Genomic DNA, 12,285 nt, shown 5'->3' with positions numbered 1-12,285 from the left:
AAAACGTACCTTTCTCTCCCGCTCAGTCGTCGAGGATGTCGTCGACGTCCAGACGCCGCAGCTCACGCACGAGCAGGACGACGCCCGTGACGATGCCGGCGGCGGAGACCGCCACATCGATCAGCTGCAGCGTGTCCCCTTCCTTCTTGGCCTCCTTGGCACGCTTGATCGTGCCCGGGACACCGATCAGCGACGTGGCGATCGAGAAGTACAGACCGGTCCTGGACTTCTTGAATCCCTTGGCCTTCTCCAGCTTGGAACTCACAGCGACGGTGCCTCCTCTAGCAGCGGGTGACCCCAACGTGCCTGGAAGGCGGCCTCGACGGCCGCACCGACACGGTAGAGCCTGTCATCGGCCATGGCGGGAGCGACGATCTGGAGCCCCACCGGGAGCCCGTCCTCCGGTGCGAGACCGCACGGGATCGACATGGCGGCGTTGCCCGCCAGGTTGGACGGGATGGTGCACAGGTCGGCGAGGTACATCGCCATCGGGTCGTCCACCCGCTCCCCGATCGGGAACGCGGTCGTGGGCGTCGTCGGCGAGACCACCACGTCGACCTGCTCGAAAGCCTTCTCGAAGTCCCGGGTGATCAGCGTACGGACCTTCTGCGCCGAACCGTAGTAGGCGTCGTAGTAGCCGGAGCTGAGCGCGTACGTACCGAGCATCACACGGCGCTTGACCTCGGGGCCGAACCCGGCCTCGCGGGTGAGCGCCGTGACCTCCTCGGCCGAGTGGCTGCCGTCGTCCCCGACGCGCAGGCCGTAACGCATCGCGTCGAACCGGGCCAGGTTCGAGGAGCACTCCGAGGGCGCGATCAGGTAGTAGGCCGCCAGCGCCTTGGTGAACGACGGGCAGGACAGCTCCACCACCTCGGCGCCCAGCTCGCGCAGCAGCTCGACGGACTCGTCGAAGCGCTGCATCACACCGGCCTGGTAGCCCTCGCCGCGGAACTCCTTGACGACGCCGACGCGCATGCCCTTGACGTCGCCGTTGCGCGCGGCGGCCACCACGTCCGGCACCGGCTGCGCGATGGACGTCGAGTCCTTCTCGTCGTGCCCCGCGATCACGCTGTGCAGCAGCGCCGCGTCCAGCACCGTGCGGGCGCACGGGCCGCCCTGGTCCAGGGAGGAGGAGAAGGCGATCATGCCGTAGCGGGAGACGCCGCCGTAGGTCGGCTTCACGCCGACCGTGCCGGTCACGGCCGCGGGCTGGCGGATCGAACCACCGGTGTCCGTGCCGATGGCCAGCGGCGCCATGAAGGCCGCGAGCGAGGCGGACGAGCCGCCGCCGGAACCGCCCGGGATACGGGTGAGGTCCCACGGGTTCGCCGTCGGGCCGTAGGCGCTGTTCTCGGTGGAGGACCCCATGGCGAACTCGTCCATGTTGGTCTTGCCGAGGATGACGACGTCCGCGTCCTTCAGCCGCTTGGTGACCGTCGCGTCGTACGGCGGGATCCAGCCCTCAAGCATCTTGGAGCCCGCGGTGGTCGGCACCCCCTCCGTGGTGAACAGGTCCTTCAGCGCGAGCGGGACACCGGCCAGCGGGCCCAGCTTCTCACCGCGCTCCCGCTTGGCGTCCACCTCGCGCGCCTGGGCCAGCGCGCCCTCGCGGTCCACGTGCAGGAAGGCGTTGACCTTCTCGTCCACCGCGGCGATCCGGGCCAGATGCGCCTCGGTCGCCTCCACGGCGGTGACCTCACCGCTCGCGATCTTCGCCGCCAGCTCGGCGGCGGTCAGCTTGATCAGTTCGCCGGACATCCCGGTCACGACTCCTCTCCCAGGATCTGCGGCACCTTGAAACGCTGCTGCTCCTGCGCCGGCGCGCCCGAGAGCGCCTGCTGGGGGGTCAGCGACTCGGTGACCTCGTCCTGTCGCATGACGTTGGTGAGCGGCAGCGGGTGGGAGGTCGGCGGGACGTCCTCGTCGGCGACATCGGAGACGGCGGCGACCGCGCCGATGATGTCGTCCAGCTGAGTGGCGAAGTGGTCGAGCTCTTCGTCTTTCAGCTCCAGGCGCGCCAGCTTCGCGAGGTGGGCGACCTCCTCGCGTGAGATGCCAGGCATGCAGCGGTCCTCTTGATGGGTGAGTGTCGGATTGTCCGCCCCAATCCTATGGGGCCCGCACCGGTGCGGACGAAACACTCCACCACTGGTGCCCCATGACCGGGGCACCAGTCCTTGTCCGCTTCCCCGCCAGGCGGGTCTCAGGCCCCCGGCGCCCTTGCGGCAGGGGCCCGGCTGCCGGCCGCCGTGGACGCCGGCACCCTCACGAGGTGCTGGTCGGTAAGGGGGCGGGGACCTCGCGGGCCCTCAGCCACGCGGTGGTCTCACCGGGCGGCATCGCCGCGGCCACCAGCCAGCCCTGGACCGCGTCACAGCCCAGGTCCCGCAGCCGCTCCCAGGTCTCGTCGTCCTCCACCCCTTCGGCCACCACCAGCAGACCGAGCGAGTGCGCGAGATCGACGGTGCAGCGGACGATCTCCGCGTCCTCGGTGTCCACGGCGAGCCGCGCCACGAACGAGCGGTCGATCTTGAGTTCGCTGACCGGCAGCCGGCGCAGGTGGACGAGGGAGGAGTACCCGGTGCCGAAATCGTCCAGGGACATCTTCACGCCGTGCCCGGTGAGCCCGGCGAGGGTGTCGGCGGCCTGCTGCGGGTCCTCCAGCAGCACGTGTTCGGTGATCTCCAACTGGAGCGCCCCGGGCGGCACCCCGTGGCGGGCCAGCCGTGCGGCGACGGCGCCGGCGAAGCCCGGTGAGTGGACGTCGCGCGGGGAGACGTTGACGGCGACCGGCACGGTGAGGCCGGCGGCACGCCACAGCGCGACCTGGGCCAGCGCCGTCTCCAGGACGTACTCGGTGAGCCGGGGCATGAGGCCGGACGTCTCGGCGATGGCGATGAACTCGTCCGGGGGGACCCGGCCGCGTTCGGGGTGGACCCAGCGGACGAGCGCTTCGAGCCCGGAGACGGTGCCGTCGAAGCCGACCTTGGGCTGGTAGTGGAGTTCGACCTCGCCGGCGTCGAGCGCGCGCCGCAGGTCGGCGAGGAGGCCGAGCCGGTCGGGGGTGTTGCCGTCGCGGGTGGCCTCGTAGACCTCGACGGCGGTGCGGTCGCGCTTGGCCTCGTACATGGCCACGTCGGCGCGGCGCAGGAGCCCTTCGGCCTCGGTGGCGTGTTCGGGGTAGACGGCGACGCCGGCGCTGGCTTCGAGGACGAGGGTGAGGCCGTCGAGGTCGAGGGGCGAGCTGAGGGCGGAGACGAGACCGCGGGCGACGCGCTGGGCGCTGGTGGTGGAGTCGGCGACGGGCAGCAGGACGGCGAATTCGTCACCGCCGAGCCGGGCGGCCTCGGCGCCGCGGGGCAGCGCGGCGCGGAGCCGGTCCGCGATCTGGAGGAGCAGCCGGTCGCCGGCCAGGTGGCCGAGGGTGTCGTTGACGGAACGGAAGCGGTCGAGGTCGATGAGGACGAGCGCGGAGCGGGTCCCGGTGCGTTCGGCCTCGTCCAGCGCGGCCCAGGTACGCTCCAGCAGCCACAGCCGGTTGGGCAGCCCGGTGAGCGGGTCGCGCAGCTGTTCCTCGGCGCGGGCGCGGGCGATGCGCAAGGTGGAGTCGAGCGCGATCAGCGGGACGGCGAACAGCGGCAGCAGCAACGGCGTGTGGTCGGCGACCGCCACGATCAGGGGGGCGATGCCCAGCAGGGCGACGGCGACCAGTCCTTGCCGCACCAGGGCGGTGCGCAGCACGGAGGGCAGGGAGCGGGTGCGCGGGGCGAAGCAGTACCACTGGAGTGCGCGGGTCACCGCCAGGTAGACGGCGGTCACCAGGGGGATCTCGCCGAGGGCCGCCAGGTCCCAGTCGTCGGTGCGCCACGGCTGCTCGACGTAGGGGCAGACACCGCACAGGGAGAGGGAGAGGCTGGCGGCGCCGATGCCCAGGATGTCGATGGCGCCGTGCACGAGGGCCTGGCGCCATTTGTGGCGGCGTGCGGCTCCGACCAGGACGACGACGGCGAGGGAGACGAGCAGGGCCGGCACCCAGCCGTGCAGGAGCAGGATCGCGAGGGTGAGCGCGGGTCCCGATCCGGTGCCGCCCCACCACCTGTCCCGGCTCATGGTGACGAGGTGGGCGACGACGCACCCGGTGAGCACCGCGAACGCCCAGCCGACGGCGCCTCCGGGGAAGAGGGCGTGCCCTTCCCACAGGAGCCGTGCCACACCGCCGGCCAGTGCCAGGGCGGCGACGGTCAGGACGAGTGCGGGCAGCATCGGCGGCCGTGGCGCGATCAGCCGCTGGAGCCAGTGCGGATCGTCACTCCGGCCGCCGCCCTGTGGGGCGCTGCCGGGTGCGCCCGGCGGCGTGCCGGGTTCGGGCCCGGCGCCGCCGAGCGGTGTGCGGGCCCGGCCCGCCGTTTTGTCCGCCCCGCTCTTCCGTGCCGACCTGCCCCGGTTGCCGTCCGAGGGCAGGTGGGAGAACGGGGGCCCGGATCCCCCGGAGAAATCCAGCATCCTGGTCCCTCTCGCAGCCGTCCACGCCTGCCCCTCGCCACGACAGGCGTCTATGTCAACAGTAGGCCGCCGCCTGGGAAGAGGGGCAGCGATCGGCCGTGGTTGCCTGAATGCGTCTGTGCCACTCGACCCCAACTGCCGGTCCGGGCGGGGCCGGTGGGAGGGGAGGTCCGGCCGCCCGGACCCCGTGAGGGAGGGGGTCCGGGTGGCTGGATGTGGCCTGTGCGTGAACGGCGGCCGGTCGCGGGCCTGTTGGGGGTTCGCCCCGGACTCGCCGTCCGTGACCGGCTCCGCGTCAGTCGCCCGCTTCCTCCTCCGCCACAGGAGTCAGGGCCGCCTCGCGGGCGGCGTCCGGCCCCTGCTCCAACAGGACGGTGAATCCGTCATCGTCCAGAATCGGCACCTTCGCCTGGACGGCCTTGTCGTACTTGGAGCCGGGGTTCTCGCCCACGACGACGAAGTCGGTCTTCTTGGAGACCGAGCCGGTCACCTTCGCGCCACGTTCCTGGAGGGCCGATTTCGCGCCATCCCGGGTGTAGCTGGCGAGGGTGCCGGTGACGACGACGGTGAGGCCCTGGAGCGGGCGCGGTCCCTCCTCGCCGGTGGACTCCTCCTCCATCCGCACCCCGGCGGCTCTCCAGCGCTCCACGATCTCGCGGTGCCAGTCCTCGGCGAACCACGCCTTGAGCGAGGCGGCGATGGTGGGGCCGACGCCCTCGGTGGCGGCCAGCTCCTCCTCGTCGGCCTCGGCGATGCGGTCCAGGGAGCGGAACTCGCGGGCGAGTGCCTCGGCGGCGACGGGACCGACGTGGCGGATGGACAGCCCGGTGATGATCCGCGCCAGCGGCCGGCTCTTGGCGGCCTGGATGTTCTCCAGCATCGCCAGGGTGTTCTTGCGGGGCTCGCCCTTCTGGTTGGCGAAGAGGGTGACCGTCTTCTCCTCGCCGGTCTTCGGGTCCCGCTTGGGCAGTCCCGAGTCCTGGTCGACGACGTACGCCACGATCGGCAGCAGGTCCTCGACGGTCAGGTCGAACAGCCCGCCCTCGTCCCGCAGCGGCGGTTCCTTCGGCTCCAGCGGCTGGGTCAGCGCGCTGGCGACGACGTAGCCGAAGTGCTCGATGTCCAGCGATTTGCGGCCCGCCAGGTAGAACAGCCGCTCCCGCAACTGGGCGGGACAGGAGCGGGCGTTGGGGCAGCGCAGATCGACGTCGCCCTCCTTCATCGGCTGGAGCGGCGAGCCGCACTCGGGGCACTCGGCGGGCATCACGAACTCCCGCTCGGTGCCGTCGCGCAGATCGGCGACCGGTCCCAGGATCTCGGGGATGACGTCACCGGCCTTGCGCAGCACCACGGTGTCGCCGATGAGCACGCCCTTGGCCTTGACGACGTCCTGGTTGTGGAGGGTGGCGAACTCGACCTCGGAGCCGGCGACGGTGACCGGTTCCACCACCGCGTAGGGGGTGACCCGGCCGGTGCGGCCCACGCCGACGCGGATGTCCACCAGCTTGGTGTTGACCTCCTCCGGCGCGTACTTCCAGGCGATGGCCCAGCGGGGGGCCCGGGAGGTGGCGCCGAGACGGCCCTGGAGGCGGATCTCGTCCAGCTTGACGACGACGCCGTCGATCTCGTGCTCGACCGAGTGCCGGTGCTCGCCGTAGTACGCGATGAACTCGCGCACCCCCTCCAGTCCGTCCACCACCTTGGCGTGCGCGGAGGTGGGCAGGCCCCATTCGCGCAGCAGGTCGTAGGCGTGGGAGAGGCGGGCGAAGTCCTCCTTGTCGAAGCCCTCCAGCGCGCCGATGCCGTGCACCACCATGTGCAGCGGCCGGGTCGCCGTCACCCGCGGGTCCTTCTGGCGCAGCGAGCCGGCCGCCGCGTTGCGCGGGTTGGCGAACGGTTTCTCACCGGCCGCCACCAGCCGGGCGTTCAACTCCTGGAAGCGCTCCATGGGGAAGAACACCTCGCCGCGCACCTCGACCAGCTCCGGCAGGCGCTCGCCGCTGAGCCGCTCGGGGATGTCCGCGATGGTGCGGATGTTGGGGGTGATGTCCTCACCCGTGCGGCCGTCGCCGCGGGTGGCCGCACGGGTGAGCCGGCCGTGCTCGTAGGTGAGGTTGACGGCCAGGCCGTCCACCTTCAGCTCGCACAGGAAGTGGTAGTCCACGCCCTCCAGCTCGCGGGCGACGCGGTCGGCCCACTCCCCCAGCTCGGCGTCGTCGAAGGCGTTGTCCAGGGAGAGCATCCGCTCCCGGTGGGCGACCTCCGTGAACTCCGTCTCGTAGTGCCCGGCGACCTTCTGCGTGGGCGAGTCCGGGGTGCGCAGGGAGGGGTACTCCTCCTCCAGCGCCTCCAGCTCGCGCAGCAGCCGGTCGAACTCGGCGTCGCTGACGACCGGTGCGTCCTTGACGTAGTACCGGAAGCGGTGCTCCTCGATCTGCTCCGCGAGGCGCTGGTGCTTCTCCCGCGCCTCGGCGGAGGGTGTCGCATCCTCTTCGCCAGCCACCGTTGGTCCTCCCGTCACTGAGGGTTGTCAGCGAGTGATCGTGCCGCCCGGGCGCAGTGGGCCAGCACCCGGCGTGCGTACGCCGGGGAGGCTCCCGCGAGCCCGCAGGTGGGGGTGACCACGACGGACTCGGCGAGCAGGCCCGGGGACAGCCCGAGCCTGCGCCACAACGACCTGACACCCCCGACGCTACCGGCAGGGTCTGACAATGCCGGGCCGTCGCCCTCGGTGGCCGGTACGACACCCGCGAACAGGGTCACGCCCGCTTCGACGGCCTCACCGATCGCCTCGTCCTCACGCTCGGTGAGCAGCGAGGCGTCCAGCGAGATACCGTCGGCACCGGCCCGGCGCAGCAGCGCGACGGGGACGTCCGGGGCGCACGAGTGCACGATCACCGGCCCGTCGTGGACGTCGGCCAGCTGCCGCAAGGTGGCCTCGACCACGGCCCGGTCCACCGCGGGGTGGGTGCGGTAGCCGCTGGCCGTGGGCACGCTGCCGCGCAGCACGGCGGTCAGGGAGGGCTCGTCGAGCTGGAGCACCGGTGTGGCGCCCGGCACCCGGCGCCGGACCTGCGCCAGATGCGCGGAGACGCCCTCGGCCAGGGAGGCGGCCAGATCGCGGACGGCGCCGTGGTCGCCCAGCATCGCCTCGCCGTTGCGCCGCTCGATACCGGCTGCGAGCGTCCACGGGCCGACGACGGACACCTTCAGCCCGCGCGGGCCCGCCCCGTCGCCCAGCTCCTGGGCGAACTCCTCAAGGGCGTCGAGGTCTTCGCCCAGCCAGGCCCGGGCGCGCCGGGTGTCCCGGCCCGGCCGGTCGCTGATCCGCCAGCCGCTGGGCTCCAGCTGGACGTACAGCTCGGCCAGCATGCCGGCGGTGCGGCCCAGCATGTCGGCGCCGGGTCCGCGTGCGGGCAGCTCCGGCAGGAACGGCAGGTGCTCAGGGTCCTCGAAGGAGCCGAGCGCCGTCCTGGCCGCCTCGCGGGCGTCGGTCCCGGGCAGGGAACCGATGCCGGTGGCTGCCGCCGGACCCCAGGGGACGGCGGTGTGCGTGTCGTTCACCGCGTCAGCCCCCGGGCCGCACCGTCAGGTCGGTGACCTCGGCGCCCCTCGGCAGGTCGAGGGCCGTCAGCACGGTGGTGGCCACCGCCTCGACCGGGATCCACTTGCCGGGCTCGTACTCCTTGCCCTCCTGGCGGTGGACCTTCTCCTGCATGGGGGTGGCCGTCCGCCCCGGGTAGACGGAGGTGACCCGCACCCCGTTGTCCGCCTCCTCGCCGCGCAGCGCGTCGGCCAGCGCCTTGAGGCCGTGCTTGCTGGCGGCGTACGCGCCCCACTCCGGGTTGGCGCGCAGCCCGGCGCCCGAGTTGACGAAGACGACGTGCCCGCGGGAGCGCCGCAGCTGCGGCAGCAGGAGGCGGGTCAGCTCGGCGGGCGCCACCAGGTTGGCGGCCAGGGTGGCGTTCCACAGCTTCGGGGTGAGGTCGCCGATGGTGCCGAGTTCGACGACGCCCGCGATGTGCAGGAGGCTGTCCACCTCGTCGGGGAGCGTCTGGTGCTCGAACGCCCAGGACAGCCGTGCGGGCTCGCCCAGGTCGCCGACCAGCGTGTGCGCGCCGGGGAACCGCTCGGCGAGCTGAGCGGCCCGCCCGGCGTCCCGCGCGACCAGGTAGAGGGTGTCGCCCCGCTCCAGGAGGCGCCGCGCCACCTCGGCTCCGATGCCGGATCCGGCGCCTGTGATCACATGTGTTGCCATGCTCCCCATGATCCCGCACCGCCCCGGGCCGGGACGGCACCGGGCACGGGGTGCCGGTCACCGGCGTGCCCGGCCGGCCGCGCCCGGGCCGCTAGGCGGCGAAGACCGACTCCAGCTTCTCGTACTCCTCCAGGCACCGGCCCGTGCCCAGCGCCACGCATCCGAGGGGCTCGTCCGCGATGGTCACCGGCATCCCCGTCTCGTCGCGCAGCCGCTCGTCCAGGCCGTGCAGCAGGGCGCCGCCGCCGGTCAGCACGATGCCGCGCTCCATGATGTCGCCGTACAGCTCCGGCGGGCACTCCTCGAACGCCGCCTGGACCGCGCCCACCACCGCGCGCACCGGACGCTCCAGCGCCTCGGCGATCTCCTCGGGCACCAGCTGCACGACCTTCGGCATGCCCGTGGTCTTGTCCCTGCCGCGCACGGGGATGTAGTCGGCGGTGCCGTAGGCCGTCTTGATCTCCTCGGCGGTGCGCTCCCCGACGGCGATGGCGAACTCGCGCTCCACGTAGGCGGCGATGGCCGCGTCCATCGCGTCGCCCGCGACCCGCGCCGAGCGGGAGACGACCATGCCGCCCAGCGAGATGATGGCGATCTCCGTGCTGCCGCCGCCGATGTCCACCACCATCGAGCCGCGCGCCTCGTGCACGGGCAGTCCCGCGCCGATGGCCGCAGCTATCGGTTCCTCGATCAGCCGCACCGAGCGGGCCCCGGCCCTGCTGGCGGTCTGCAGCACCGCCCGCCGCTCGACTCCCGTCACACCGCTGGGCACGCACACCACGACGCGGGGCGACCTGCCCCGGCCGCCGCGGGCGGCCCGGATGAAGTGCCGCAGCATGCCCTCGGTGGCCTCGAAGTCGGTGATCACCCCGCCCTTGAGCGGGCGGGTGGCGGTGATCGAGCCGGGGGTACGGCCGACCGCCTGCCGGGCCTCCGTACCGACGGCCAGCACCTTGCCGGTGTTCGTGTCGATCGCCACGACGGAGGGCTCGTCGAGGACCACGCCGCGTCCCCGCTCGTACACCAGGGTGTTGGCCGTACCGAGATCTATGCCGATGTCACGGCCGCGGAAGGCCGCGGCGGGGTTGGAGCGGGCGGAGGAGGGGGAACCGGTCGAAGAGCTGCGCTTAGCCATGTGTACTCGCCATGTTCGGTGCTGTGTTGTACGACGTGGTACGAGTCGTGCCCAATTGTGGTGCTGCCAGCCGCAGCATACCCAACTGTCCTGTTTGCTGCGGCAGGTGGTCGCCACTGAGCGGGCAGAAATCTGGAGACGAAAAGGCGCTGGTCAAAGCGCGTTTTCCGCGCAATCGAACGGGCACCCGGGCGAGTTGGTGGCATAGATCTCCGGGCGGTGGATAGCTATGCACCGGAGACCACGCGCGGTTCACCGAGCCCAAGCCTGGTGCGTCCTCGGCGACCGCGCCATGGGCCACCGTCTCTTCAACTGGAGGTTTCGTCATTTCCGCGCGACCGGCTCAGGAATTCGGAGACAACCCCGTCGAGGTCCGGGAGACCGGGCACTACACCGAGGAATACGTACCCAGCTTCGTCGAGAAGTGGGACTCGCTCATAGACTGGGAGAAGCGGGCGGAGAGCGAGGGGAATTTCTTCATCGACCTGCTGAGAAAGCGGGGAGTAAGGAGCGTCCTCGACGTCGCGACGGGGACCGGATTCCATTCGGTGCGGCTGCTGGAGGCCGGATTCGAGACGGTGAGCGCGGACGGCAGCGCCGACATGCTCGCCATGGCCTTCGAGAACGGAATGAAACACGGCGACCACATCCTGCGGGTCGTCCAGGCGGACTGGCGCTGGCTGAACCGCGACGTCCACGGTGAGTACGACGCCATCGTGTGCCTCGGCAACTCCTTCACGCATCTGTTCTCGGAACGGGACAGGCGCAAAGCACTCGCCGAGTTCTACGCGATGCTGAAACACGACGGAATCCTCATCCTGGATCAGCGCAACTACGACGCGATCCTCGACCGGGGCTATTCCAGCAAGCACACGTACTACTACTGCGGCGAGGACGTCGCGGTCGAGCCGGAATACGTGGACGAGGGCCTGTGTCGCATGCGGTACCGGTTCCCGGACGACTCGGTCTACCACCTCAACATGTTCCCGCTCCGCAAGGACTACACGCGGCGCCTCATGTCCGAGGTCGGATTCCAGCGCATCGAGACGTACGGCGACTTCCAGCACACCTACAGGGACGAGCAACCCGACTTCTTCGTGCATGTCGCGGAGAAGGAATACCGAATGGAGGAAGAGGAGGAAGGCAGTTACGGCGGAGCCGTGAATACGGCGCGGAGTTACTACAACTCCCCCGACGCCGACGCCTTTTATTCCTCGGTGTGGGGCGGCGAGGACATTCACGTCGGCATCTACGCGCACCCCGCGGAGCCGATTGCGGATGCCTCCCGGCGCACCGTCGAGCGGATGGCAGCCGGGCTCGGGCTGACCGAACGCTCCCGGGTGCTCGACCTCGGCTCCGGGTTCGGCGGCTCGGCACGCTATCTGGCCGGGACCTACGGCTGCACCGTGCAGGCCCTCAACCTCAGCGAGGTGGAGAACGAGCGGCACCGGCAGCTCAACGCGCAGCGCGGTCTGACCGACCGTATCGAGGTCGTGGACGGCTCGTTCGAAGCCGTGCCCTTCGCCGACTCCAGCGTCGACGTCGTCTGGTCCCAGGACGCGTTCTTGCACAGCGGCAACCGCATCCGCGTGCTGGAGGAGATCCGGCGCGTCCTCAAACCGGGCGGCCGGCTCGTCTTCACCGACCCGATGGCCGCCGACGGCACCGATCTGAAGGGCATCCGGCCCATCCTCGACCGCATCCACCTCGACGACATGGGCTCGCCCGGCTTCTACACCCGGGAGCTGACCCGGCTCGGCTTCGTCCCCACCGAGCACGAGGGCGTCGCCGGCGGCTTCGAGGACCTGCGCGAACAACTGGTCACCCACTACGGGCGGGTGCTGGAGGAGACCGAACGGCAGGAGGCCGAGGGGCTCGCGGCCAAGGTCAGCTCGGACTACCTCACACAGATGAAGAAGGGCCTCGGCCACTGGGTCGACGGCGGCGAACAGCGCCGGCTCACCTGGGGCATCTTCCGTTTCACCCTGACCAAGGGCTGACCCGGACCTGATGACCGGGTCCCCGGCCCGGAAGGCCCCGCGGACAGCGGCGGGTCCTCCCGCCCGCACGCACAGGGCCCGTCTGCTTCCCGCGGAGGGGAGGAGACGGGCCCGCGCACGGCGCCGCCGGGGTGTGGCGGCGGGGTGTGACTGCGGGGTCTGACTGCGGGCTCGTGCGCTTCGCCGCCGGAGGGGCGGAGACGAGTCCGCGCATGCGCCGCCCCGGGTGCGCGGACCGGTCCGCGCGTTCGCCGTCCCGGGTGCGAGAGCCGGTCCACGTGTTCGCCGTCCCGGGCGGGAGAAAGGCCGGAGACGGGCCCGCCCCGGGCAGGTGTCCGGTACGGGGACGGGCCCGGTGCCGGACGCGCGGGGGCGGTTCTAGGCTGTCC

The 12,285-nt window shown here is 71.5% G+C and carries 9 protein-coding genes; 1 reads left to right on the top strand and 8 read right to left on the bottom strand.

The window, feature by feature from the left end; translation table 11 throughout:
- Nucleotides 1–22 precede the first annotated feature (22 nt).
- The 8 genes from IO40_RS0110190 to mreB all read right to left on the bottom strand — a co-directional run bounded on the left by IO40_RS0110190 (nucleotide 23) and on the right by mreB (nucleotide 9,896).
- Nucleotides 23–265, bottom strand: a complete 243-nt coding sequence (locus IO40_RS0110190) for a hypothetical protein (RefSeq protein WP_016469919.1) — start codon at nucleotides 263–265, stop codon at nucleotides 23–25.
- Nucleotides 262–1,758: an Asp-tRNA(Asn)/Glu-tRNA(Gln) amidotransferase subunit GatA gene (gene gatA, locus IO40_RS0110185; protein WP_016469918.1), complete on the bottom strand. Its 1,497-nt coding sequence runs from the start codon at nucleotides 1,756–1,758 to the stop codon at nucleotides 262–264. The genes IO40_RS0110190 and gatA overlap by 4 nt, the downstream gene beginning before the upstream one ends.
- A gap of 5 nt (nucleotides 1,759–1,763) precedes the next feature.
- Nucleotides 1,764–2,063 (bottom strand): Asp-tRNA(Asn)/Glu-tRNA(Gln) amidotransferase subunit GatC, encoded by a 300-nt coding sequence (gatC, locus tag IO40_RS0110180; protein WP_016469917.1) that lies wholly within the window; start codon nucleotides 2,061–2,063, stop codon nucleotides 1,764–1,766.
- A gap of 202 nt (nucleotides 2,064–2,265) precedes the next feature.
- Nucleotides 2,266–4,503, bottom strand: coding sequence for a putative bifunctional diguanylate cyclase/phosphodiesterase (locus IO40_RS0110175; protein WP_016469916.1), 2,238 nt, complete (start codon nucleotides 4,501–4,503; stop codon nucleotides 2,266–2,268).
- A 295-nt stretch (nucleotides 4,504–4,798) separates the two neighbouring features.
- Nucleotides 4,799–7,006, bottom strand: coding sequence for an NAD-dependent DNA ligase LigA (gene ligA / locus IO40_RS0110170; RefSeq protein WP_031175291.1), 2,208 nt, complete (start codon nucleotides 7,004–7,006; stop codon nucleotides 4,799–4,801).
- A 14-nt stretch (nucleotides 7,007–7,020) separates the two neighbouring features.
- On the bottom strand, nucleotides 7,021–8,067 hold the full coding sequence (locus IO40_RS0110165; protein ID WP_031175290.1) for a methionine synthase: 1,047 nt from the start codon (nucleotides 8,065–8,067) through the stop codon (nucleotides 7,021–7,023).
- Nucleotides 8,068–8,071: 4 nt separating this feature from the next.
- The gene (locus IO40_RS0110160) at nucleotides 8,072–8,761 is read right to left on the bottom strand and encodes an SDR family oxidoreductase (protein ID WP_030408235.1); all 690 of its coding nucleotides are present in this window, start codon (nucleotides 8,759–8,761) and stop codon (nucleotides 8,072–8,074) included.
- 91 nt (nucleotides 8,762–8,852) lie between these two features.
- A complete protein-coding gene (gene mreB / locus IO40_RS0110155) occupies nucleotides 8,853–9,896 on the bottom strand; it encodes a rod shape-determining protein (protein WP_016469912.1) in 1,044 nt (347 codons plus the stop codon).
- Between the two features lie 326 nt (nucleotides 9,897–10,222).
- On the opposite strand from mreB, the gene IO40_RS0110150 reads away from it, so the two are divergent.
- Nucleotides 10,223–11,896, top strand: a complete 1,674-nt coding sequence (locus IO40_RS0110150) for a glycine/sarcosine N-methyltransferase (RefSeq protein WP_439144754.1) — start codon at nucleotides 10,223–10,225, stop codon at nucleotides 11,894–11,896.
- The last annotated feature ends 389 nt before the right edge of the window (nucleotides 11,897–12,285 follow it).

It is taken from the genome of Streptomyces albus subsp. albus (assembly GCF_000725885.1).
In the GTDB taxonomy this organism is placed as follows: Bacteria; Actinomycetota; Actinomycetes; order Streptomycetales; family Streptomycetaceae; genus Streptomyces; species Streptomyces albus.
Note: the sequence above shows the minus strand (reverse complement) of the source record. Positions and strands in the feature narration are given on the sequence as shown.